Origin of the sequence: Streptomyces kronopolitis (genome assembly GCF_050953795.1) — a bacterium.
GTDB lineage: Bacteria > Actinomycetota > Actinomycetes > Streptomycetales > Streptomycetaceae > Streptomyces > Streptomyces kronopolitis_A.
This window is the reverse complement of record NZ_CP191850.1, coordinates 2,212,560-2,236,016: the sequence shown is the minus strand read 5'-3', so window position 1 is coordinate 2,236,016 and position 23,457 is coordinate 2,212,560. Positions and strand designations below refer to the sequence as shown.

Annotated in this window: 17 protein-coding genes; 8 read left to right on the top strand and 9 right to left on the bottom strand. The window is 71.3% G+C overall.

Going from position 1 to position 23,457, the window contains the following annotated elements:
- Positions 1-15 precede the first annotated feature (15 nt).
- The gene (locus ACQP17_RS09765; RefSeq protein WP_433855902.1) at positions 16-1,125 is read left to right on the top strand and encodes a DivIVA domain-containing protein; all 1,110 of its coding nucleotides are present in this window, start codon (positions 16-18) and stop codon (positions 1,123-1,125) included.
- Between the two features lie 174 nt (positions 1,126-1,299).
- Here the strand turns inward: ACQP17_RS09765 and ileS are convergent, their stop codons facing one another.
- Positions 1,300-4,470: an isoleucine--tRNA ligase gene (gene ileS / locus ACQP17_RS09760; RefSeq protein WP_433855901.1), complete on the bottom strand. Its 3,171-nt coding sequence runs from the start codon at positions 4,468-4,470 to the stop codon at positions 1,300-1,302.
- Positions 4,471-5,060: 590 nt separating this feature from the next.
- Between ileS and ACQP17_RS09755 the strand changes: the two genes are divergently transcribed.
- From ACQP17_RS09755 to ACQP17_RS09740, 4 genes are all read left to right on the top strand, one after another.
- The gene (locus ACQP17_RS09755; RefSeq protein WP_433855900.1) at positions 5,061-5,849 is read left to right on the top strand and encodes a TraR/DksA family transcriptional regulator; all 789 of its coding nucleotides are present in this window, start codon (positions 5,061-5,063) and stop codon (positions 5,847-5,849) included.
- 121 nt (positions 5,850-5,970) lie between these two features.
- Positions 5,971-6,573 carry a signal peptidase II gene (lspA, locus tag ACQP17_RS09750; protein ID WP_433855899.1) on the top strand — a complete coding sequence of 201 codons (603 nt, stop codon included), beginning with the start codon at positions 5,971-5,973 and terminating at the stop codon, positions 6,571-6,573.
- A 91-nt stretch (positions 6,574-6,664) separates the two neighbouring features.
- Entirely contained in the window at positions 6,665-7,606 is a 942-nt protein-coding gene (locus tag ACQP17_RS09745; protein WP_433855898.1) for an RluA family pseudouridine synthase, read from the top strand.
- Between the two features lie 143 nt (positions 7,607-7,749).
- Positions 7,750-9,327, top strand: coding sequence for a Na+/H+ antiporter (locus ACQP17_RS09740; RefSeq protein ID WP_433859871.1), 1,578 nt, complete (start codon positions 7,750-7,752; stop codon positions 9,325-9,327).
- A gap of 12 nt (positions 9,328-9,339) precedes the next feature.
- On the opposite strand, the gene ACQP17_RS09735 is transcribed toward ACQP17_RS09740, so the two are convergent.
- A complete protein-coding gene (locus tag ACQP17_RS09735; RefSeq protein WP_433859870.1) occupies positions 9,340-10,431 on the bottom strand; it encodes a mechanosensitive ion channel family protein in 1,092 nt (363 codons plus the stop codon).
- 111 nt (positions 10,432-10,542) lie between these two features.
- On the opposite strand from ACQP17_RS09735, the gene ACQP17_RS09730 reads away from it, so the two are divergent.
- Complete coding sequence (locus ACQP17_RS09730) at positions 10,543-11,154, top strand: dienelactone hydrolase family protein (RefSeq protein WP_433855897.1); 612 nt, start codon at positions 10,543-10,545, stop codon at positions 11,152-11,154.
- Positions 11,155-11,217: 63 nt separating this feature from the next.
- Here the strand turns inward: ACQP17_RS09730 and ACQP17_RS09725 are convergent, their stop codons facing one another.
- The 6 genes from ACQP17_RS09725 to ACQP17_RS09700 all read right to left on the bottom strand — a co-directional run bounded on the left by ACQP17_RS09725 (position 11,218) and on the right by ACQP17_RS09700 (position 17,849).
- On the bottom strand, positions 11,218-12,861 hold the full coding sequence (locus tag ACQP17_RS09725; RefSeq protein WP_433855896.1) for an alkaline phosphatase D family protein: 1,644 nt from the start codon (positions 12,859-12,861) through the stop codon (positions 11,218-11,220).
- An 89-nt stretch (positions 12,862-12,950) separates the two neighbouring features.
- Positions 12,951-13,892, bottom strand: coding sequence for a thioredoxin domain-containing protein (locus ACQP17_RS09720; protein WP_433855895.1), 942 nt, complete (start codon positions 13,890-13,892; stop codon positions 12,951-12,953).
- A 40-nt stretch (positions 13,893-13,932) separates the two neighbouring features.
- Entirely contained in the window at positions 13,933-14,634 is a 702-nt protein-coding gene (locus tag ACQP17_RS09715; RefSeq protein ID WP_433855894.1) for a hypothetical protein, read from the bottom strand.
- Positions 14,635-14,756: 122 nt separating this feature from the next.
- Positions 14,757-15,605, bottom strand: a complete 849-nt coding sequence (locus tag ACQP17_RS09710; RefSeq protein ID WP_433855893.1) for a thioredoxin domain-containing protein — start codon at positions 15,603-15,605, stop codon at positions 14,757-14,759.
- Positions 15,606-15,703: 98 nt separating this feature from the next.
- Positions 15,704-16,351, bottom strand: a complete 648-nt coding sequence (locus tag ACQP17_RS09705) for a hypothetical protein (protein WP_433855892.1) — start codon at positions 16,349-16,351, stop codon at positions 15,704-15,706.
- Positions 16,352-16,475: 124 nt separating this feature from the next.
- Positions 16,476-17,849, bottom strand: a complete 1,374-nt coding sequence (locus ACQP17_RS09700; protein ID WP_433855891.1) for a DUF2252 domain-containing protein — start codon at positions 17,847-17,849, stop codon at positions 16,476-16,478.
- 200 nt (positions 17,850-18,049) lie between these two features.
- Here ACQP17_RS09700 and dnaE point away from each other — a divergent pair, with 200 nt between their 5' ends.
- Positions 18,050-21,601, top strand: coding sequence for a DNA polymerase III subunit alpha (gene dnaE / locus ACQP17_RS09695; RefSeq protein ID WP_433855890.1), 3,552 nt, complete (start codon positions 18,050-18,052; stop codon positions 21,599-21,601).
- Positions 21,602-21,682: 81 nt separating this feature from the next.
- Here dnaE and ACQP17_RS09690 read toward each other — a convergent pair whose 3' ends face one another.
- On the bottom strand, positions 21,683-21,862 hold the full coding sequence (locus ACQP17_RS09690) for a hypothetical protein (protein ID WP_189098386.1): 180 nt from the start codon (positions 21,860-21,862) through the stop codon (positions 21,683-21,685).
- A 275-nt stretch (positions 21,863-22,137) separates the two neighbouring features.
- Here ACQP17_RS09690 and ACQP17_RS09685 point away from each other — a divergent pair, with 275 nt between their 5' ends.
- Positions 22,138-23,442: an NYN domain-containing protein gene (locus ACQP17_RS09685; RefSeq protein ID WP_433855889.1), complete on the top strand. Its 1,305-nt coding sequence runs from the start codon at positions 22,138-22,140 to the stop codon at positions 23,440-23,442.
- Positions 23,443-23,457 lie beyond the last annotated feature (15 nt).

Sequence of the window (23,457 nt, the reverse complement as noted above, 5' to 3'; positions counted from 1 at the left end):
TGAGGTGAAGTAGAGATGCCGTTGACCCCCGAGGACGTGCGGAACAAGCAGTTCACGACCGTCCGCCTCCGAGAAGGCTATGACGAGGACGAGGTCGATGCCTTCCTCGATGAGGTCGAAGCCGAACTGACCCGGCTCCTGCGGGAGAACGAGGACCTTCGCGCCAAGCTTGCGGCCGCCACCCGCGCCGCCGCGCAGAACCAGCAGCAGCAGGGTCTGCGCAAGGGACCGGACCAGCAGCAGGAGCAGCAGCAGAGGCCCGGGGCCCCTGTGCCCGCCGCCATATCCGGTCCGCAGCCGGTGCCGCCGCAGCAGCAGCAGGGGATGGGTGGACCTCCCCAACTGCCCGGTGGAGCACCCCAGCTGCCTCCTGGTCCCGGTGGCCACGGCCCGCAGGGCCCGCACGGCCCCGGTCCGATGGGCCCCGGTGGTCCCATGGGCGGCCCGATGGGCGGTCCCGGCGGACCCCAGCTGCCCGGCCCCGGTCAGCAGGGCGGCCCGGGCGGTGACAGCGCGGCGCGCGTGCTGTCGCTGGCACAGCAGACCGCCGACCAGGCGATCGCGGAGGCCCGTTCCGAGGCCAACAAGATCGTCGGCGAGGCCCGCAGCCGTGCCGAGGGCCTGGAGCGGGACGCCCGCGCCAAGGCCGACGCGCTGGAGCGGGACGCGCAGGAGAAGCACCGCGTGGCGATGGGCTCGCTGGAGTCGGCCCGCGCGACGCTGGAGCGCAAGGTCGAGGACCTGCGCGGCTTCGAGCGCGAGTACCGCACGCGGCTGAAGTCGTACCTGGAGAGCCAGCTGCGTCAGCTGGAGAACCAGGCCGACGACTCGCTGGCCCCGCCGCGGACCCCGGCGACCGCCTCGCTGCCGCCGTCGCCCTCGATGGCCTCGGCCGGTGCGGGCGCCATGGGCGGCAACCACACCATGGGCGGCGGTCAGCCGATGGGTGGTGGCAACCACTCCATGGCCGGTCAGCCCAGCGGCGGTCCGTCCTACGGCGGTCAGCAGCAGATGTCGCCGGCGATGACCCAGCCGATGGCTCCGGTGCGGCCGCAGAGCCCGCAGCCGATGCAGCAGACGCCGTCGCCGATGCGCGGCTTCCTCATCGACGAGGACGACAACTGACGTCCGCGTAGCGCGCACGGTCGGCAATCAGGGCCGGGCCCCGAAGGGAAGAACATTCCTTCGGGGCCCGGCCCTTTTGCGTGGACTTGTGCCGTGTGCCCTGGAGCATGGGGGAACGGCGAAGCCCCCCGGTGCGAGCTGCGCCGGGGGGCTTCGTTCGGGCGGTGCCCGCGGTTACACCTTGCGGAGCCGGAAGGTGAGGGCCAGGGCCTCGTCGGTGAACTCGGGGCCGTAGGAGCCGTTCCCGTCCTCGACGGTCTCCGGCTCGTGCACGAAGTCCGTGGCGAGCACCTCGTCGGAGATCAGGCCGGTGTGGTCGGCCAGCGCCGTGCGGACCTCCTCGTCGGTGGACCGCCAGCGCAGGGCGATCCGGTCGGCGACGTCCAGACCGCTGTTCTTGCGGGCCTCCTGGATCAGCCGGATCGCGTCCCGGGCCAGGCCCGCGCGGCGCAGCTCGGGGGTGATCTCCAGATCGAGGGCGACCGTCGCCCCCGCCTCGGAGGCCACCGACCAGCCCTCCCGCGGGGTCTCGGTGATGATCACCTCGTCGGGGGCCAGGGTGACCGTCTCCCCGTCGACCTCGACGCTCGCGGTGCCCTCGCGCAGGGCGAGCGAGAGCGCCGCGGCGTCCGCGGCGGCGACGGCCTTGGCCACCGCCTGGACGCCCTTGCCGAACCGCTTGCCCAGGGCACGGAAGTTGGCCTTGGCGGTGGTGTCGACCAGGGAGCCGCCGCCCTCCCGGCCGGAGGAGGAGTCGGACAGCGCGGCCAGCGAGCTGACGTTGAGCTCCTCGGCGATCTGCGCCCGCAGGTCCTCGGGCAGGGTCGCGAAGCCGTGGGCCGCGACCAGGGCGCGGGACAGCGGCTGGCGGGTCTTGACGCCGGACTCGGCGCGGGTGGCCCGGCCCAGCTCGACCAGCCGGCGGACCAGCGCCATCTGCGTGGAGAGCGCAGGGTCGATGGCGGCCCTGTCGGCGACGGGCCAGCCGGACAGATGGACCGAGTCCGGGGCGTCCGGGGTCACCGGGACGACCAGGTCCTGCCAGACCCGCTCGGTGAGGAACGGGGTGAGGGGTGCCATGAGGCGGGTGACGGTCTCGATGACCTCGTGCAGGGTGCGCAGCGCGGCCGCGTCGCCCTGCCAGAAGCGGCGGCGGGAGCGGCGGACGTACCAGTTGGAGAGGTCGTCGACGAAGGAGGACAGCAGCTTGCCGGCCCGCTGGGTGTCGAAGGTCTCCAGGGAGTCGGTGACCTGCTCGACCAGGCTGTTCAGCTCACCGAGCAGCCAGCGGTCCAGCAGCGGGCGGTCGGCGGGGGCCGGGTCGGCGGCGCTGGGTGCCCAGTGCGAGGTGCGGGCGTACAGCGCCTGGAAGGCGACGGTGTTCCAGTACGTCAGCAGCGTCTTGCGGACGACTTCCTGGATCGCGCCGTGGCCCACCCGGCGGGCGGCCCACGGCGAGCCGCCGGCGGCCATGAACCAGCGGACCGCGTCGGCGCCGTGCTGGTCCATGAGCGGGATCGGCTGGAGGGTGTTGCCCAGGTGCTTGGACATCTTCCGGCCGTCCTCGGCGAGGATGTGACCGAGGCAGACCACGTTCTCGTACGAGGACTTGTCGAAGACGAGGGTGCCGACGGCCATCAGGGTGTAGAACCAGCCGCGGGTCTGGTCGATGGCCTCGGAGATGAACTGCGCCGGGTAGCGCTTCTCGAACAGCTCCTTGTTGCGGTACGGGTAGCCCCACTGCGCGAACGGCATCGAGCCCGAGTCGTACCAGGCGTCGATGACCTCCGGGACGCGGGTCGCGGTGCCCCGGCACGTCGGGCAGGCGAAGGTGACCGCGTCGATGAACGGGCGGTGCGGGTCGAGGTCCGACTGGTCGGTGCCGGTCAGCTCGGTCAGCTCCGCGAGGGAGCCGACGCAGGTGAGGTGGTTCTCCTCACAGCGCCAGATGGGCAGCGGGGTGCCCCAGTAGCGGTTGCGGGACAGCGCCCAGTCGATGTTGTTGTTGAGCCAGTCGCCGAAGCGGCCGTGCTTGACCGACTCCGGGAACCAGTTGGTGGTCTCGTTCTCCCGGAGCAGGGCGTCCTTGACGGCGGTGGTGCGGATGTACCAGGACGGCTGGGCGTAGTAGAGCAGCGCGGTGTGGCAGCGCCAGCAGTGCGGGTAGCTGTGCTCGTAGGCGAGGTGGCGGAAGAGCAGGCCGCGGGCGCCGAGGTCGGCGACCAGCGCCTCGTCGGCCTTCTTGAAGAACTGGCCGCCGACCAGGTCCAGCTGCTCCTCGAAGGTGCCGTCCGGACGGACCGGGTTGATCACCGGCAGGCCGTACGCCCGGCAGGTCTTGAGGTCGTCCTCACCGAAGGCCGGAGCCTGGTGCACGAGGCCGGTGCCGTCGTCGGTGGTGACGTACTCGGCGTTGACGACGATGTTGGCGCCCTCCAGCTCGACCAGGTCGAAGGGGCGCTCGTAGGACCAGCGCTCCATCTCGCGGCCGGTGAACGATTCGCCGGTGGCCTGCCAGCCCTCGCCGAGCGCCTTCTCCAGCAGCGGCTCGGCGACGACCAACTGCTCGCTGCCGTCCGTGGCCACGACATAGGTGACGTCGGGGTGGGCGGCGACGGCCGTGTTGGAGATCAGGGTCCAGGGGGTGGTCGTCCAGATGAGGAGCTTGGCGCGGCCGGCCAGCGGACCGGAGGTCAGCGGGAGGCGGACGAAGACCGAGGGGTCGACGACCGTCTCGTAGCCCTGCGCCAGCTCGTGGTCCGACAGGCCGGTGCCGCAGCGCGGGCACCAGGGGGCGACCCGGTGGTCCTGGACCAGCAGGCCCTTGGTGAAGATCTCCTTCAGCGACCACCACACCGACTCGATGTAATCGGGGTCCATGGTGCGGTAGGGGGCGTCCAGGTCGGTCCAGTAGCCCATCCGGGTCGTCAGCTCGGCGAAGGCGTCGGTGTGGCGGGTCACCGACTCGCGGCACTTGGCGTTGAACTCGGCGATGCCGTACGCCTCGATGTCCTTCTTGCCGTTGAAGCCCAGCTCCTTCTCCACGGCCAGCTCGACCGGGAGGCCGTGGCAGTCCCAGCCGGCCTTGCGGTCGACGTGGTAGCCCTGCATCGTGCGGAACCGGGGGAAGACGTCCTTGAAGACGCGCGCCTCGATGTGGTGGGCGCCGGGCATGCCGTTGGCGGTCGGGGGGCCCTCGTAGAAGACCCACTCGGGCCGTCCCTCGGACTGCTGGAGGGTACGGGCGAAGACCTTCTGCTCCTGCCAGAACTCGAGCACCGCGTGCTCGAGGGCGGGGAGGTCTACCTGGGCGGGTACCTGGCGGTACTGGGGCTGCGGACTCATCGGGGCTTCCTCCGGGCGGACACCTGCTGCGTTCTCCGTCCGGAGGGACGAGAGCCTGCGCTCCCGCGGTACCACCCTCCTTGGCGGTGCCGTCGCACCGCCCCCTCATTGGGGTCGCGCTGCCGGTTCTACTCGCGCCGCGGGTGCTGTGCGGGCTTTCTTCCGGCGGCTCCGGGGTGATCTTCACGCCGCGCACGCCCCCGGGCTTCCACCGTCCCCGGGTCGCTGCTGGCTGCGTACGGCGCTACTCGTCCCGTCAATGCCTCTCGCTGGGCCCAGTGTACGGGGCCGCGCCGGCCGGGGCCGACCGGATTTGCGGCGGTGTGCGGGCGGGCCGGGCGCGGGCGCACCACGGGGCGGGGGCCGGCCCCGTGAGGCGCCGGCGCGTGACCCGAATGGCGCGCGGACGGGTGCCGGCCCGCACGGCGGGTTACCGGGCGGGCGGCGGGGCACAACCGAGACGGAACGGACGTCCGGGCCGGGTGGCGGGGGTGCGCGGGCGGTGCGTCCCGTTGCCGCGTGGCGTGTGGCGATTTATCGTTCCCGTCACGATTCGCGAACAACGTCACACAGGTGAAGGGGTCGCGGCCATGGTGGCGAAAAAGACCGCCGCGGAGAAGAGCACGACGCCTGCCGACGAGGCCGTCGCGAAGCGGCCTGCACCGAAGAAGACCGCTGCGAAGAAGACCGCTGCGAAGAAGGCCGCGGCCAAGAAGGTGGCGCCGGCGAAGAAGGCGGCCGAGAAGGTGGCGCCGGCTAAGGCGGCCGAGAAGGCCGCCGCGAAGAAGACCGCGGCCGGGACGACCGCCAAGAAGACCACGAAGACCGCGAAGAAGACCGCGAAGAAGGCTCCGGCCAGGACGGCCGGGGTGCCCGCTAAGAAGACGGGAGCCAAAACGGTGGTGGCGAAGAAGACGGCGGCCGCAACGGCCGGGGGGCGTGGCAAGGGCTCCGCGGGACCGGCGGTCAAGGTGGCCACGGCCCCCGGTGAGCTGGCCGTACGGCCCGGTGAGGACCCCTGGACGCCCGCGGAGGTGGCCGAGGCCCGGACCGAGCTGATGGAGGAGACGGCGCGGCTGCGGCTGGAGATCGTCTCGGCCGAGAACGCCATCGCCGGGCTGATGCGCGACTCCGGAGACGGCGCGGGCGATGACGAGGCCGACACCGGCACCAAGAACATCACCCGTGAACACGAGCTGGCGCTCGCCTCCAACGCCCGCGAGATGCTCCATCAGACCGAGCGGGCCCTGGGCCGGCTGGACGCGGGCACCTACGGGCTGTGCGAGAACTGCGGCAACCCCATCGGCAAGGCGCGGATGCAGGCCTTCCCGCGGGCGACGCTGTGCGTGGAGTGCAAGCAGAAGCAGGAGCGCCGCTGAGGCGGCCGGGGTCGTCGCGGGGTGGTACCCGGACCGCCCGCGCGAGGGGAGACGTGCCGTACTCTCGTGGTTCAGCCGGGCGGGGCCCGGCCGTGGACACGACGGGCTGAGGGACTCACACGTGGCAGAGGCGGAACGCATCACCGGCACGCCGGAACCCGAACCGGGTACCGGGGAGGACCCCACGACGGGCACCGGGGAGGACGGCACGGCGCAGGCCGGGCCGGGCGCCGGTCGCGGCAGGCGGCGGATCCTCGCCCTGCTGCTGGTCGCGCTGCTGGTCTACATGCTCGACCTGGGCAGCAAGCTCCTCGTCGTCGCGAAGCTGGAGCACCACGCGCCCATCGAGGTCATCGGGACGCTGCTGCAGTTCACGGTGATCCGTAACCGCGGTGCCGCCTTCGGCATGGGCGAGGCGCTGACGATCTTCCTCACCTTCATCGCGGCGGCCGTGATCGTGGTGATCGCCCGGATCGCCCGCAAGCTCTACAGCCTGCCCTGGGCGATCGCGCTCGGGCTGCTGCTCGGCGGTGCCTTCGGCAACCTCACCGACCGGATCTTCCGCACGCCGGGGGTCTTCGAGGGCGCGGTCGTCGACTTCATCGCCCCCGCGCACTTCGCGGTCTTCAACCTCGCCGACTCCGCGATCGTCTGCGGCGGCATCCTGATCGTGATCCTCTCCTTCCGGGGTCTGGACCCCGACGGGACCCTCCACAAGGACTGACCGCGGCGGCGGGGCGGGGGCGCCGGGCCGCCGATCGGGCGGCCCGTGACCGCCGGGCAGGACACCATGGCGTAACTGCCATACTCGTGGGGTGAGCACCATTCCCGAGATCCGCACCCTGCCCGTACCGGACGGCCTGGAGGGCGAGCGCGTCGACGCCGCGCTGGCCCGCATGTTCGGCTTCTCCCGTACGAAGGCGGCCGAGCTGGCCGCCGCCGGAAAGGTCCGGGTCGACGGATCCGAGGTGATGAAGTCGGAGCGGGTGCACGGCGGCGCCTGGCTGGAGGTCGAGATGCCGCAGGCCGCGCCGCCCGTCGAGATCGTCGCCGAGCCCGTCGAGGGCATGGAGATCGTGCATGACGACGACGACATCGTCGTGATCGTCAAGCCGGTCGGGGTGGCCGCGCACCCGAGCCCCGGCTGGAGCGGCACCACCGTCATCGGCGGTCTGGCCGCGGCCGGCTACCGCATCTCCACCTCCGGTGCCGCCGAGCGCCAGGGCATCGTGCACCGCCTCGACGTCGGCACCTCCGGCCTGATGGTGGTCGCCAAGTCCGAGCGCGCCTACACCCTGCTCAAGCAGCAGTTCCGCGAGCGCACGGTCGACAAGCGCTACCACGCCCTGGTCCAGGGCCACCCGGACCCGATGAGCGGCACCATCGACGCCCCCATCGGCCGGCACCCGCAGCACGACTACAAGTGGGCGGTCACCGCCGAGGGCAAGCCGTCGGTCACCCACTACGACCTGATCGAGGCGTTCCGCGCGGCCAGCCTGCTCGACATCAAGCTGGAGACCGGCCGCACCCACCAGATCCGGGTCCACATGGCCGCCCACCGCCACCCCTGCGCCGGCGACCTGACCTACGGCGCGGACCCCACCCTCGCCAAGCGCCTGGGCCTCACCCGGCAGTGGCTGCACGCGATGCGGCTGGGCTTCGAGCACCCCTCCGACGGCCGCTGGGTGGAGTTCGAGAGCGCCTACCCCGACGATCTGCAGCGGGCGCTGGACACCGTGCGGGACGAGAGCAGCTGACGCCGCGGGGCCGCGCGGGAGCGAACTGACACACAACGGACACCGGCGCGGCGGGTCCCAGTCCATGCCATGGCAGTCTGGGGGCGCAAAGTGATCGAATCCGACCACCCCGGAGCGTAGCCACCGTGGACCAGCTGGCTCTGATGTTCGTCCTTCTCCTCGGAGCCGTGGTCATGGTTCCGGTCGGCGACCGGCTGGGACTCCCGTCACCGGTACTGATGACGCTGGCCGGTGCCGTGCTGGCGCTGCTGCCGTTCGTGCCCAACGTCGAGGTGCCGCCCGAGTTCATCCTGCCGGTGGTGTTGCCGCCGCTGCTCTACGCGGCCGTGCAGCGCACCTCCTGGCGGCAGTTCACCGCCAACATCCGCCCGATCTTCCTGCTCGCCGTGGCGCTGGTGTTCGCCACCACCGCGGCGGTCGCCGCCGTCGCCCAGGCGGTGGTGCCCGGTATGCCGGTGGCCGCCGCGGTGGTGCTCGGTGCGCTGGTCGCACCGCCCGACCCGGTCGCCGCGACCGCGGTCGCCGGCAAGCTCGGGCTGCCCCGCCGGATGGTGTCCATCCTGGAGGGCGAGGGGCTGTTCAACGACGTCACCGCGATCGTGCTCTATCACGTGGCGCTCGCCGCGGCCATCAGCGGCACCTTCTCGGTGCCCGGCGCGCTCGGCTCGCTGGTGCTGTCCGCGGTGGTCGCCATAGCGGTCGGCCTGGCGCTCGGCTGGGTCACCAACAAGCTGATGGGGCTGCTCGGCGACCCGACGCTCCAGATCGGGCTGACCCTGCTGGTGCCGTTCGTCTCCTACGTCCTGGCCGAGGAGTTCAAGGGCTCGGGTGTGCTGGCGGTGCTGACCTGCGCGCTGTTCCTCGCCGAGCACGCCGTCGACGCCGACGACGTGATGGGCCGGCTGGCCGGCTACACCTTCTGGGAGGTCGTCGACACCCTCGTCACCGGCGTCGCCTTCGGGCTGATCGGGCTGGAGCTGCACAACATCTTCGGGGCCGCCTCGCACCGCTGGGGCCAGCTGCTCGGCGCCGGCGCCGCCGTCGTCGGGGTGGTCGTCGGCGTCCGCCTGCTGTGGCTGCTGCCGGCCGCCTGGCTGGCCAAGCGGATGCACAAGCGCCGCGACTACGACGAGGACATCCCGATGAGCTGGCGCGAGACGCTCATCATGTGGTGGTCGGGGATGCGCGGGGTGGCCTCGGTGGCGCTGGCGCTGGCCATTCCGTACACCATCGACGGCGGCGACGACTTCCCGGTCCGCGACGACATCCTCTTCATCGCCTTCGCTGTGGTGCTCTCCACCCTGATCATCCAGGGGCTGACCCTGCCCTGGCTGGTGCGCCGGCTGCGGGTGCGGGCCGACACCGACGCGGTGGACGCGCTGGAGCGGGAGCTGGCGCTGCGGGTGATCAAGGCGTCCAAGCACCGGCTGAAGGAGATCCTGGAGGTCGAGGAGCTGCCCGACGAGATCAGCGACCAGCTGGCCCGCCGGGCGCACGACATCGGCGCCCGGATCGCGCCGGACATCGTCGACGACGAGCGGCGCGAGCTCTTCGAGAAGCGCATCGCCCGGATGAAGAAGGTGCAGCGCATCCAGGGCGAGATGCTCTCCGCCGCCCGGCACGAGGTGCTGGCGGCCCGCAGCGAACCGGGCGCGGACCCCGAGATCGTCGACCGGGTGCTGCGGCATCTGGACGTGCGCAGCCTGCGGGGCACGCCCTGACGGGCGGCCCGCTCAGCCGTGCGTGGGCTCGGCGCTCTCCGGCGTGCCCCGGCGGGCCGGGGGCAGGTCGATCTGCGCCGGCGCGGTGGTGATCCGCGGCAGCGCGTAGGCGTGCTCGGCCTGCAGCCACTCCAGCAGCCGTTCGCGCACCACGCAGCGCACCGTCCACAGGGTGTCCGCGTCCCGGGCGGTGGCCAGCGCGCGGACCACGATCGTGGTCGGTGTGGTGTCGGTCACCAGCAGGCTCCAGGACCGGCCGTCCCACTCCGGGCACTCCTGGAGGATCTCCAGCAGCCGCTGCCGCATCTTCTCCACCGGCGCGCTGTGGTCGAGGTGGAGCAACACCGTGCCGGTCATCTGCGCACCGCCGCGCGACCAGTTCTCGAACGGCTTGCCCGTGAAATACGACACCGGCATGGTGATCCGGCGCTCGTCCCAGGTCCGGACGGTCAGAAACGTCAGGGTGATCTCCTCGACGGTGCCCCACTCGCCGTCCACGACGACGGTGTCCCCGATCCGCACCATGTCGCCGAACGCGATCTGCAGCCCGGCGAAGAGGTTGCCGAGGGTGGACTGGGCGGCGACACCGGCGACGATGCCCACCACTCCGGCGGACGCCAGCATGGAGGTGCCCACCGCCTGCATCGCCGGGAACGTCAGCAGCATCGAGGCGGCCGCGACGACGATCACCACGGCCGTGACCACCCGCTGGATCAGCGTCACCTGGGTCCGCACCCGGCGCACCCGTGCCGCGTCCCGGGCACCTGCCGCGTAGCGCGAGTACGACGACTCGACGATCGCCACGGCGGCCCGGACGACCAGCCAGGCGGTGGCCGCTATCAGCACCAGGGTCAGCGTCCGGCCGATGCCCACCGCGTGGTCGTCGATGAGCCGGACCCCGGTCGCGTCGTACGAGCCGCGCAACAGCGCCGTGCACAGCGCCACTTGCAGGGGTATCCGGCAGCGCCGCAGCAGTCCCCACAGCGGGGTCTCGGGGTGTGCGGCGTCGATCCGGCACAGGGCCCGGTCGGCGAGCCAGACCAGGATGAGCGTGAGCAGGACCGAGCCGCCGATGACGACGACCGGACGCAGTACGTCCTCCAGTGACACGGGACTCCTCCTCCATGGGGTGCGGGGCACTGTGGTGTGCTGGTACCCGGTCCACCCGACGGTAACTGGCACGATGGGGGGAGATCGGTTCAACCCAGGGAAGTGATGTCAGTGCCGGCCTCCGCCGAGTCCCCGACCAGCGGGCTTTCGACGATTGTGTTGTTCCACTCGGTGTGCGGGCTGCGGCCCGCGGTGCACGCCGCGGCCGACCGGCTGCGGGCCGCGGGACACGAGGTGATCGTTCCCGACCTGTTCGACGGCCGGACCGCGGAGTCGGTCCCGGACGGCATCCTCATCAAGGACGAGATCGGCAAGGACGAGCTGCTCAAGCGGGCCATCACGGCCGTGGCGCCGTACTCCGACCGCGGGCTGGTCTACGCCGGCTTCTCCTTCGGCGGCTCGGTCGCCCAGAACCTCGCGCTGGGCGACGAGCGGACCCGTGGTCTGCTGCTCCTGCACGGCACCTCCGACATCGCGGAGGACACCGTCGCCGACGATCTGCCGGTCCAGCTGCACGTCGCCGACCCCGACCCCTACGAGCCGCACGACTGGCTGAACGCCTGGTACCTCCAGATGCGCCGGGCCGGCGCGGACGTAGAGGTCTACCGCTACGCCGGCGCCGGCCATCTCTTCACCGACCCCGGCCTGCCCGACCACGACGCGGAGGCGGCGGAGCGCATGTGGAAGGTGGCCCAGGGCTTCCTCGCCGGGCTGTGAGCCGGGCGGGCGGGGCCGGGGGGAGGCGCGCCGGGGGGAGGAGCGCCGGGGGAGGGGTGCCCCTCAACCCACCGGCTGGTCGGCCCGCTCCATCCGCTGGGTGCCGGAGCGGGTGCGGTACGAGCGCAGCAGGGAGCTGGTGGCCTGTGGGTCGGTCTTGTCGGAGACCCCGAAGTAGTCCATCTGCGTCCGCTCGGCGGTGACGTCCAGCACCCCGTAGCCGTGCGAGTCCATGTCCAGCCACTTCACATGGCGGTTGGCCGCGCGGATGGCCGCGACGCCGGCCAGGGAGAGCGTGTGCGGGGCGACGTGCAGGATGTCGTCCACGTTGTCGGAGGTGACGGAGGTGACCACGAACTCCGTCGCCACCGGCGCGGACGCGGGGTAGGTCGCCGCCTGGAGCGGGACGTCGTTGGCCCAGGCCATGTGGATGTCGCCGGTCAGGAACACGGTGTTGTCGATGCCGCGGTCGCTGAGGTGGCTGAGCAGCTCGTGCCGGTCGTCGGTGTAGCCGTCCCATTGGTCGGTGTTGATCGCCAGGCCCTCCTTGGGTATCCCGAGGATCTCGGCGAGCGGGCCGAGCAGCTTCGCGGGTATCGCCCCGAACGCGACCTGGGAGATCATCACCGAGGTGCCGACCAGCCGCCAGGCGGTGTCCGAACGCGCCAGCCCCTGCTTGAGCCAGTCCAGTTGGGCCCGCCCGGTGATCGTCCGGTTGGGGTCGTCGACCGCGCCGCTGCCCGGCTTGGCCTGCTGGTCGCGGAACGAGCGCAGATCCAGCAGGTGCAGATCGGCGAGCGTGCCGAAGCGCAGCCTGCGGTAGGTGGTGCCGGCGATCGAGGGGCGCACCGGCATCCACTCGAAGTACGCCTGCTTCGCCGCGGCCATCCGCGTGGACCAGTCGCCCTCGGTGCCCGGGGTGTGGTTGACCGCGCCGCCCTTCCAGGCGTTGTCGGCGAACTCGTGGTCGTCCCAGATGGCGATGACCGGGTGCGTGGCGTGCATGGCCAGCGCGTCCGGGTCGGTCTTGTGGACGCCGTGCCGGATGCGGTAGTCGGCGAGGGTGAGCAGCTCGTGCGAGGGGGAGTGCGGGCGGACGACGTACTTGAACTCCGGGTACTCGCCGGACTTGTACTCGTAGAGGTAGTCGCCGAGGTGCAGCACCGCGTCCAGGTCGCTGCGGGCGGCCAGATGGCGGTAGGGGGAGAAGTAGCCGGACTCCCAGTTGGCGCAGGAGACCACGCCGAAGCGGACGTTGCCCGCGGAGGTGCCCTCGGCGGGCGCGGTGAGGGTGCGGCCGACGGGGGAGTGCTGTCCGCCGGCGGTGAAGCGGTAGTAGTAGTGGGTGGCCGGGCGCAGGCCGCGGACGTCCGCCTTGACGGTGTGGTCGGCGGCAGCCGTGGCGGTGAGGTTCCCCCGTGCGACGACGGACGCGAAGTCCTTGTCGCTCGCCACCTCCCAGCTCACCTTGGTGGCCGGCCCGCGGCCGGAGCCCGGGGTGGCCGCGGCGGTGGGCGTGAGGCGGGTCCACAGCAGGATGCCGTCGGGCAGCGGGTCCCCCGAGGCGACTCCGTGCTGGAAGAACTGCCCCTGTTCCCGGTTCCCTTGGGCGTGGGCCGCGGCGGCGCCGGCGAACGGCAGGAGGGCGGCGGTGGCGGCTACGGCCGTAACGGCGGTGCGGCGCGAGATCTGGTCGTGATCAGTCACGGGCGCTCACCTTACTGGCCGGTAAGCCTCGCCGGGAGGGCGATCCCCGGGATTCCCGGGAATTCGCCCGCCCGTTGTCCGAAAGGCACTCAGCGGCCGCCCGTGGGGTCCTTTTCGCCCTCGCGGATACCCTTCGATCCACCTTCTCCCGTGCTGTCGCCCTTGCCCGCACCGCCGCCCGTGGTGCCCTTCGCCGGGCCGAACTCCCGGTCGATCATCTTGTCGAAGTTGGCCTGGGCGAGCTGGTTGTACTGCGCCTGCGTCATCCGGCGCTGCGGGATCTGGTCCATCTCCAGCTTCTTGTCACCGTGCATGAAGGTCGGGGTGCCCTTGACGCCCTTGCGGCCGAACAGCGCGCCCATCTCCGTCGCCCAGCGGTCGTAGGTGCCCTTGGTGACGGCGGTCTCGAACGCCTTGTCGTGCTTCAGCTCGGGGACGTCGGAGGCGACCTTGAGCAGCTCGGAGTCCTTGGCGTAGAGGTCCTCGCGCTCGTCGGGGTGGTACTTGACGGAGTACAGCGCCGACTTGTACTTCAAGAAGGCCTCCGGGCTGACGTTCAGCGCCGCGCCGAGTGCGCTCAGCGCGTTCTTCGAGCCCTGGCCGCCGCCCTCGGCGTCGTCGATGAAGGTGTACATCGTGAAGCGGGCCCGGAAGCGGCCGTCCTCGATGTCCTTGAGCAGGGCCTTGCCGCTGCTCTGCTCGAAGGCCGCGCAGGCCGGGCAGCGGACGTCCTCGAAGACCTCCAGGGTCTGCTTGGCGCTCTTGTCGCCTATCAGGATCTCGGTGCCGTTCTTGCCCTGGGTGTGGGCGGGCGTGACGAGCTTGGCGTCCTTGGCGGCCTCCCAGCCCGTCGGCTCGTTGGCCTTCAGCACGGCGTAGCCGACGCCGCCGGCCACCGCCAGCACGCCGACCACGACGGCTGCCGCGGTGAGTTGACGGCGCAGCCGTTCCTTCTTCTTCTGACGCTCGCGCTCGGCCCGGATGCGGTCACGGGCCGCGGCCTTGCCGGCCTGGCTGTTGCGGTTGCTCATGGGGGTCCCCTCAAGGGTGTGCAGGCTGGGTACGGACTCGTCAGGCGGCGGCCGGGGCGGGCGGGCCGCGGCGCCGTACGCAGTGCACGAGCAGGGGGAGCGGGCGGGCCGGCGGCAGCGGATGCGGTGGGCGGATCCGCCGCCGGGCCGGGGCGCATACCGCGCCGGCCACCGCGGCCGCGGTCCGCAGCGGGCGGATCGCGCCCGCGGCGGCGGCGCGCAGCAGCGCGTCCAGGGCGGCGTCACCGCGGTGCAGCCAGGCGGCGGCGAGCAGGCCGACCGTGACGTGGACGGCGAGCAGCAGCCAGGGGGCGGCCGCCGGCAGGGCCGTGTGACCGGGGGCGGCGGCCCGCGCCAGCGGGGTGCCCCACTCACCGCCGCGGCACAGCAGATCGACGCCCACCGAGTGCAGCGGCCCGGCGACCGGGCCGCCGGCCCGGCCGTAACACGTGTGCTGCCCGGCGGTGAAGACGGTGTCGGCGGCCAGCTCCAGCGGCACCAGCAGCGCGGCGAGGGCGCCGTAGCCGCGCTCCCGGCCGGCCGTGAGATAGGCCGCGGCGAACACGGCGGCGGTGACGGCGAGGACCGGCGCGGGCGGTAACGGGGTGCGGGAGAGCAGCACATGGGAGGCCGCGGACAGGGTCACGCACAGCGCCGTGAACAACGCCGCCCGCACCGCCCTGAGCTGAGTCCCCGGCACGGCCGCCGGCCGGGGCCCGGGGCGTACTCCCGTCGCCTGCATGGCGGGAGTCTGCCATGTGCACGGCCACAACCCGGGTCAAGATTTGGCATCGGCCGGCGTGCGGGGGACACGCCGGCCGAGGGTGCGGGGCGGCCCGCCCGGGAGCGGGCCGCCCGGCCGCGTCAGTGCTTCAGGGCCTTGTCCACCATGGAGTTGAAGGCGGCGGCGCTGGACGGGGCCACCTTGCCCTGCGGGCTGTCCGTGCCCAGCACCGTGTCGTTGAGCTTGACGGTCGGGGTGCTGGTGATGTCCTTGAACGAGTTGAAGGCATCGGACATCTCCATCGCCCAGCGGTTGTACGTGCCGGACGTGACGTTCTTGCGGAAGGCGGCGTTGCCCTTGAGCGCCGGAATGGTGTCGGCGACCTTCAGCAGGTAGCTGTCGTCGGCGAACTTGTCCGGACCGGTCTCGTCGGGGTGGTACTCCTTCGAGTACAGCGCGAACTTGTACTTCAAGAAGGCGTCCGGGCTGACGTCGAGGGCCGCGCCCAGTGCGCTCAGCGCGTTCTTGGAGCCGGTGCCCCGGAGGTTGCTGTCGAGGAACGTGCCCAGGTGGTAGGACGCCTTGTACTTGCCGTCCTTGATGTCCTTCTCGATGGTTTCCCCGACGTTCTGTTCGAGGTTGGCGCAGCCGGGGCAGCGCGCGTCCTCGAAGAGGTTCAGGGTGTTCTTTGCGTCCTTCTTGCCGATGACGACCGTGGTGCCGTTGGCGCCGCCGGTGTTCGCCGGCTTGACCAGCTTGGCCTTCGCCGCCTTGGCCCATTCGTCGCCGCTCGCGCCGCCGCCGGCGGAGTCGCCGTTCATGGTGGCGAAGGCCACGCCGATGGTGCCGGCTATCGCCAGGACGCCGACGATCGCGCCGCCGACGATCAGCTGCCGGCGGACCTTGTCCTTCTTCGCCTGCCGCTCACGCTCGGCGCGCAGCCGCTCGCGCGCCGCCTGCTTGTTGGCCTGGTTGTTGCGGTTGCTCATGGTGGTTCCTGCTCCGTGGGAATCCGTGGGACGGGGAGTGCGTGCGGTCGGCGGTGTACCCGGGGATCACGGGGTCGCCGGCTGCGCGGGCGCGAGGCTCACGCAGCGAGCGTGCAGGGCGGTCCACGGCGCACCACACAGTGCACGAGCAGGGGGGCGGCACGGGCCGGGCGGTCGGCCCGGGCCGGGGCGGGCGCCGGGCGGCGCGGGGCGGCGGTGGCGCCGATGACCGCAACGGCGATCAGCAGCGGGCGGAAGGCGAAGCCGGCCACCGCGCCCAGCAGCTGGTGCAGCGCGGCCTCGCCGCGGCGCAGCCAGCCGGCCGCCAGCAGTCCGATGAGCAGATGCGCCGCGAGCAGCACGCCCCAGGTCGCCACGGGCGAGGGGCTCTCCCCGGGCGGCGCCGCCAGCGGGGTGCCGACCGGGCTGCCGCCGCACAGCAGCTCCACGCCCAGCGAGTGCAGCGGGCCGCCGGCCTCCCCGTAACAGGCGTGCTGACCGAGGCTGAAGACCAGGTCGGCGGCGAGTTCCAGGGGGACCAGCAGGGCCGCGATCCGCCAGTAGCCGCGCTCGGGACCGGCCAGCGCGTAGGCGATCACGAACACGGCGGCGCACAGCGCGCCGACGGTGGCCGGCGGCAGCGGCATGCGGGACAGCAGCACATGGGACGCCGCGGACAGCGTCACGCACAGCGCCGTGAAGAGCGCCGCGCGCAGTGCCCGCAGTGGTGCCGCCGAGGTGTCCATTGCAGCCGAGTGTGCCATGGGGCGGGATAAGCGGTGGCTAAGGGGGCCCGGAGCCGTACGCACCCGGAAACCGGCTGCGTACGGCACCCTCCGGCCGCCCGCCGCGGCCCCGCCCGGCGGCCGGCTAGAGGCCGGGGATCCGGCCGTTGCGGAAGAGGTCCACGAAGATCTGGTGGTCGGCGCGGGCGCGGGCGCCGTAGGAGTGCGCGAAGTCCACCAGCAGCGCCGCGAAGCCCTCCTCGTCGGCGGCGATGGCCGCGTCGATCGCCCGCTCCGTGGAGAACGGCACCAGCGAGTGGCCGCTCTCGTCGTCCGCGGCGCCGTGCATGGTCGCGGTGGCCCGCCCCAGGTCGGCCACCACCGCCGCGATCTCCTCCGGGTCGTCGATGTCCGACCAGTCCAGGTCGACCGCGTACGGCGAGATCTCGGCGACCAGCTGGCCTCGCCGGCACCCTCCCTCTTCGATCTCCGTCCAGCCCAGCCACGGGTCGGCGTGGTCCTGGAGGGCGCGCTGGGAGATCACCGTGCGGTGGCCCTCGTGCTGGAAGTAGCCGCGGGCCGCGGGGTCGGTGAGGTGGCGGGAGACGGCCGGGGTCTGGGCCTGCTTCATGTAGATCACGACATCGTTCTCCAGGGCGTCGCTGTTGCCCTCCAGAAGGATGTTGTACGAGGGCAGACCGGCCGAGCCGATGCCGATGCCGCGCCGGCCCACGACGTCCTTGACGCGGTAGGAGTCCGGGCGGTCCAGGCTCGACTCGGGCAGCGTCTCCAGATAGCCGTCGAAGGCGGCGAGCACCTTGTAGCGGGTGGCCGCGTCCAGCTCGACGCTGCCGCCGCCCGGCGCGAAGCGGCGCTCGAAGTCGCGGATCTCCGTCATCGAGTCCAGCAGCGCGAAGCGGGTGCGCGCGCGGGCGTCGCGCAGCGCGTCCAGCAGCGGGCCCTCGGCGGTGTCCAGCGTGAACGGCGGCAGCTCCTCCCGGTCGGCGCCGGTCCCTCCGGAGGCCAGGGCGTGAATGCGCTCCCGGTAGGCCGCGGCGTAGGTGCGCACCAGGTCGGTGATCTGCTTGTCGCTGAGCGCCTTGGCGTAGCCGATCAGCGCGACCGAGGCGGCGAAGCGCTTGAGGTCCCAGGTGAACGGGCCGACGTAGGCCTCGTCGAAGTCGTTGACGTTGAAGATCAGCCGGCCGGTGGAGTCCATGTACGTGCCGAAGTTCTCGGCGTGCAGATCACCGTGGATCCACACCCGGCCGGTCCGCTCGTCCAGATACGGGCCGTTGTCCTTGCCGTCGCCCTCCGCGGCCCCGTCCTCCAGGTCCCGGTAGAACAGACAGGCCGTCCCCCGGTAGAAGGCGAAAGCGGAGGCGGCCATCTTCCGGAATTTCACGCGGAAGGCCGCGGGGTCGGCGGCGAGCAGCTCTCCGAAGGCGGTGTCGAAGACGGCGAGGATCTCCTCGCCGCGCTGCTCGGCGTCCTGCGCCGGGGCGTGCTGGGACGGCATCGCTGGGTGCCTCCTGGAGTGCGGAAAACGGTTCGGGGCGCCGTGACCGATCGGGTCGCGGTCTGTCACTGACAACGGGTGAGGCTACTCGCGCGTGCCCGCCGGTTGTCAGTCAGGAGTCGTAGACTTCGACACCGTTCCCCCGGCCCCCGGCTCGCACCGGGAGCGCCCCGCCGACCGCTCTGTGGAGGTCCCCCGCTGTGGCTGCCGCGTCCAAGGCCCCGTTCACCCATCTGCACGTCCACACCCAGTACTCCCTGCTGGACGGAGCGGCGCGGCTGTCGGACATGTTCAAGGCGGCCAACGAGATGGGCATGACGCACATCGCGATGTCCGACCACGGCAATCTGCACGGCGCCTACGACTTCTTCCACTCCGCGCAGAAGGCCGACGTGACGCCGATCATCGGCATCGAGGCGTACGTCGCTCCCGAGTCGCGGCGCAACAAGCGCAAGATCCAGTGGGGCCAGCCGCACCAGAAGCGCGATGACGTCTCCGGTTCCGGTGGCTACACCCACAAGACCATCTGGGCGGCGAACAAGACCGGTCTGCACAACCTCTTCCGGCTCTCCTCGGACGCCTACGCCGAGGGCTGGCTGACGAAGTGGCCGCGGATGGACAAGGAGACCATCGCCCAGTGGTCCGAGGGCCTGATCGCGTCCACCGGCTGCCCCTCCGGTGAGCTGCAGACCCGGCTGCGCCTGGGCCAGTACGACGAGGCGCGCAAGGCCGCGGGCGAGTATCAGGAGATCTTCGGCAAGGACCGGTATTTCCTGGAGCTGATGGACCACGGCATCGAGATCGAGCGCCGGGTCCGCGACGACCTGCTGAAGATCGGCAAGGAACTCGGCATCCCCCCGCTGGTCACCAACGACTCGCACTACACCTACGCGCACGAGTCCACCGCGCACGACGCGCTGCTGTGCATCCAGACCGGCAAGAACCTCTCCGACCCGGACCGCTTCCGCTTCGACGGCACGGGCTACTACCTCAAGTCCACGGACGAGATGTACGCCATCGACTCCTCGGACGCCTGGCAGGAGGGCTGCGCCAACACCCGCCTGGTCGCCGATCAGATCGACCCGTCCGGGATGTTCGAGAAGCGCGACCTGATGCCGAAGTTCGACATCCCGGAGGGCTTCACCGAGGTCACCTGGTTCCAGGAGGAGGTCCGGGTCGGCATGAAGCGCCGCTTCCCGGGCGGGATCCCCGAGGACCGCCAGAAGCAGGCCGAGTACGAGATGGACATCATCATCCAGATGGGGTTCCCCGGCTACTTCCTCGTGGTCGCCGACTTCATCATGTGGGCCAAGAACAACGGCATCGCGGTCGGCCCCGGCCGTGGCTCCGCGGCCGGCTCGATCGTGGCGTACGCCATGGGCATCACCGACCTCGACCCGATCACCCACGGACTGATCTTCGAGCGGTTCCTCAACCCCGAGCGCGTCTCCATGCCCGATGTCGACATCGACTTCGACGAGCGTCGGCGCGTGGAGGTCATCCGGTACGTCACGGAGAAGTACGGCGCCGACAAGGTCGCCATGATCGGCACCTACGGCAAGATCAAGGCCAAGAACGCCATCAAGGACTCCGCGCGCGTCCTGGGCTACCCCTACGCCATGGGCGACCGCCTCACCAAGGCCATGCCCGCCGACGTCCTCGGCAAGGGCATCGACCTCAGCGGCATCACCGACCCCAAGCACCCGCGCTACAGCGAGGCGGGCGAGATCCGGGGGATGTACGAGAGCGAGCCGGACGTCAAGAAGGTCATCGACACCGCCAAGGGCGTCGAGGGCCTGGTCCGTCAGATGGGTGTGCACGCGGCCGGCGTGATCATGTCCAGCGAGCCCATCGTCGACCACGCCCCGGTCTGGGTGCGGCACACCGACAACGTCACCATCACGCAGTGGGACTACCCCCAGTGCGAGTCGCTCGGCCTGCTGAAGATGGACTTCCTGGGCCTGCGCAACCTCACCATCATGGACGACGCCGTCAAGATGGTGAAGAAGAACAAGGGCATCGATCTGGAGATGCTCTCGGTCCCGCTGGATGACCCCAAGACCTACGAGATGCTCTGCCGCGGTGACACCCTCGGCGTCTTCCAGTTCGACGGCGGCCCGATGCGCTCGCTGCTGCGGCTGATGAAGCCCGACAACTTCGAGGACATTTCCGCCGTCTCGGCGCTGTACCGCCCCGGCCCGATGGGCATGGACTCGCACACCAACTACGCGCTGCGCAAGAACGGCCTCCAGGAGATCACCCCGATCCACCCGGAGCTGGAGGAGCCGCTCAAGGAGGTCCTGGGCCTGACCCACGGCCTGATCGTCTATCAGGAGCAGGTCCAGAAGGCCGCCCAGATCATCGCCGGGTACTCCCTCGGCGAGGCCGACATCCTCCGCCGCGTCATGGGCAAGAAGAAGCCCGAGGAACTGGCGAAGAACTTCGTGCTCTTCCAGGAGGGCGCGAAGAAGAAGGGCTTCTCCGACCAGGCCATCCAGGCCCTGTGGGACGTCCTGGTCCCGTTCGCCGGCTACGCCTTCAACAAGGCGCACTCCTCCGCGTACGGCCTGGTCACCTACTGGACCGCCTATCTCAAGGCCAACTACCCGGCCGAGTACATGTCCGCGCTGCTGACCTCCGTGCGCGACGACAAGGACAAGTCGGCGGTCTACCTCAACGAGTGCCGGCGCATGGGCATCAAGGTGCTGCCGCCGAACGTCAACGAGTCGGAGGCGAACTTCGCCGCCCAGGGTGACGACGTGATCCTCTTCGGCCTCACCGCGGTCCGCAACGTCGGCCAGAACGTCGTCGACTCGATCATCCGCTGCCGCAAGGCCAAGGGGAAGTACTCCTCCTTCCCCGACTACCTCGACAAGGTCGACGCGGTCGTCTGCAACAAGCGCACCACCGAGTCCCTGATCAAGGCCGGCGCCTTCGACGAGATGGGCCACACCCGCAAGGGCCTGACGGCGCACTACGAGCCGATGATCGACAACGTGGTCCAGGTCAAGCGCAAGGAGGCCGAGGGGCAGTTCGACCTCTTCGGCGGCATGGGCGACGCCGGCGCCGAGGAGGGCCCCGGTTTCGGCCTGGACATCGAGTTCTCGGACATCGAGTGGGAGAAGACCTACCTGCTCGCCCAGGAGCGCGAGATGCTCGGTCTCTACGTCTCCGACCATCCGCTCTTCGGCCTGGAACACGTCCTGTCCGACAAGGCGGACGCCGCCATCTCCCAGCTGACCGGCGGCGACTACTCCGACGGCTCGATCGTCACCATCGGCGGCATCATCTCCGGCCTCCAGCGCAAGATGACCAAGCAGGGCAACGCCTGGGCGATCGCCACCGTCGAGGACCTGGCCGGCTCCATCGACTGCATGTTCTTCCCGGCCACCTACCAGCTGGTGTCGACCCAACTCGTCGAGGACACCGTGGTCTTCGTCAAGGGCCGGCTCGACAAGCGGGAGGACATCCCCCGGCTGGTCGCCATGGAGATGATGGTCCCCGACCTCTCCGAGGCGGGCACCAACGCCCCCGTGACGATCACCATTCCGACGGTCAAGGTCACCCCGCCGATGGTCGAGAAGCTCGGCGAGGTGCTCAGCAGCCACCGCGGCTCCACCGAGGTGCGGATCAAGCTGCTCGGGTCGCGCAAGACGACGCTGCTCCGGCTGGACCGGCACCGCGTCACGCCCGACCCCTCGCTGTTCGGCGATCTGAAGGTGCTGCTCGGCCCGTCCTGCCTGGCGGGCTGACCGCCGGCCGCACGACACCGCTCCAGTGCCCGAGGGGCGCGCCCGACGCGGGCGCGCCCCTCAACTGCCGTGCGGTGGATGTCAGTTGTGACCGAAGCGCCGCTGGTGCTTGCGTGCAACATCTGCCGGGCTGCCCTGGGCCTGGGAGCGTGCCTGGGACTGTGCCTCGAGGCTGGAGCGCTGGGCTTCCTGCTGGCCGCGCTCGGCCGCGGATGCCGTCTTCTGCTGCCGGCTGCGGTCCTGCTTCTTGTCCTTGGCCATGATCTTGCCTCCTGGTGGGGAATCGGGATCCGGGCCGGAACCAGACTTACACGACGGACAGACACCTGCATTTCGGGCAATTACCGTGCGTAAAGCGACCGATCACACGCTGTACCCGAGATCCCCGCCGAATCCGCCACGCCGATGATCGAGTTCGGGCTGATAACGCCCGTACGGTCGGGCAGACTCCAAGGAAAGCCGAAGAAAACTCGTGCCATGGGCCGAGCCGGGGGGCGACCGGACTTTCAGCACCTCATTCAGGAAGAGGGTGGAACGTGGATCGCTGCGTCGTCCTGGTGGACGCCGGGTATTTGCTCGGTGCCGCCGCGAGTCTGCTCGCCGGAGAGCCCGCCCGGTCCCGGATCACCGTTGACCACGCCGCTCTCATCCAGGGTCTGCGCCAGCGCGCCGAGGCGGACACCGAACGCCCGCTGCTGCGCATCTACTGGTTCGACGGCGCCCCCGACCGCGTCCCGCAGCCCGAGCACCGCCGGCTGCGGGTGATGCCCCGGGTCACGGTCCGGCTGGGCGCCCTGACCCGCAGCGACGGCCGCTGGGCACAAAAGGGCGTGGACGCCGCCATGCACGCCGAGCTGACCGAACTCGCCCGCAACCGCGCCTGCTCCGACATCGTGCTGGTCACCGGCGACGGCGATCTGCTGCCCGGGCTGATGTCCGCGAAGGAGCACGGCGTCGCCGTCCACCTGTGGGCCGTCCAAGCCGCGGACGGCGACTACAACCAGTCCGAGGACCTGGTCGCCGAGGCCGACGAGCGGCGGGTGCTGGACCGCACCTGGATCACCCGCGCGGTGCGCGCCAAGGAACTCGGCGGCCCCTGCGCCCCGCCGCCCGCGCCGCGCCCGGAGATCGCCGCGATCCTCTCCGCCCCGCTGCCCGAGTCCGGGGCCGCGGCGGCCGCCGCCGCCGCGAGCACGGAGTCCGCCGAGCACACCCATGAACACAGCGGCGCCAACGGGATCGTCCGCCCGCCGGCCGGCACCGAGCGGGCCGCGGCGGCCGGCGGCGAGGCGGGCACCGGATCCAGGGTCGTGCCCACCCCCAAGGACCTGGCCGGGCTCGGCCGGGCGCACGCCGCGGGCCAGGGCCCCGCCCAGCAGGGCCCCGGGCCCGGCGCCGAGCGGCCCGGGGCCGCGGCCGGCGCCACCCTGCGCTGGTCGTCCGACAAGGGCTGGGTCGAGCGCGGCGGCCCGGTCGGCGAACCGGAGGCGACCGCGGGCCTGCCGACCCTCGCCCAGCTGACCAGCGCCGAGCAGCGCTGGGCCGACCGCGAGGAGGACATCACCGCCGTCAGCGGCGACCCCTTCGAGGTGGGCCAGGTCTTCGCCCGCCGCTGGACCGACCGGCTCTTCGACACCGCGCATCTGGCCCAGCTGTCGACGGAGTACCCGCGCATCCCGCACCGCATCGACGGCGAACTGCTGCGCTACGCCGCCCGTTTCGGGCTGCTGGCACACAAGGACGACCAGATCGACGAGCACGACCGCTATGCCATCCGGGCCGGATTCTGGCGGGAGGTCGATCTGCGCACGGCCGCCGGGCACGCCCCGGCCGCCGACTGACGGCCCCGGTCCGGC

Bases quoted from the DNA above. Each gene is read 5' to 3' on its own strand.
- ACQP17_RS09730 (WP_433855897.1), top strand. From the start codon at position 10,543: ATGTCAGTGCCGGCCTCCGCCGAGTCCCCGACCAGCGGGCTTTCGACG.
- ACQP17_RS09715 (WP_433855894.1), bottom strand. From the start codon at position 14,634: ATGCAGGCGACGGGAGTACGCCCCGGGCCCCGGCCGGCGGCCGTGCCG.
- ACQP17_RS09720 (WP_433855895.1), bottom strand. From the start codon at position 13,892: ATGAGCAACCGCAACAGCCAGGCCGGCAAGGCCGCGGCCCGTGACCGC.
- ACQP17_RS09705 (WP_433855892.1), bottom strand. From the start codon at position 16,351: ATGGACACCTCGGCGGCACCACTGCGGGCACTGCGCGCGGCGCTCTTC.
- ACQP17_RS09765 (WP_433855902.1), top strand. From the start codon at position 16: ATGCCGTTGACCCCCGAGGACGTGCGGAACAAGCAGTTCACGACCGTC.
- ACQP17_RS09700 (WP_433855891.1), bottom strand. From the start codon at position 17,849: ATGCCGTCCCAGCACGCCCCGGCGCAGGACGCCGAGCAGCGCGGCGAG.
- ileS (WP_433855901.1), bottom strand. From the start codon at position 4,470: ATGAGTCCGCAGCCCCAGTACCGCCAGGTACCCGCCCAGGTAGACCTC.
- ACQP17_RS09740 (WP_433859871.1), top strand. From the start codon at position 7,750: ATGTTCGTCCTTCTCCTCGGAGCCGTGGTCATGGTTCCGGTCGGCGAC.
- ACQP17_RS09755 (WP_433855900.1), top strand. From the start codon at position 5,061: ATGGTGGCGAAAAAGACCGCCGCGGAGAAGAGCACGACGCCTGCCGAC.
- ACQP17_RS09690 (WP_189098386.1), bottom strand. From the start codon at position 21,862: ATGGCCAAGGACAAGAAGCAGGACCGCAGCCGGCAGCAGAAGACGGCA.
- ACQP17_RS09710 (WP_433855893.1), bottom strand. From the start codon at position 15,605: ATGAGCAACCGCAACAACCAGGCCAACAAGCAGGCGGCGCGCGAGCGG.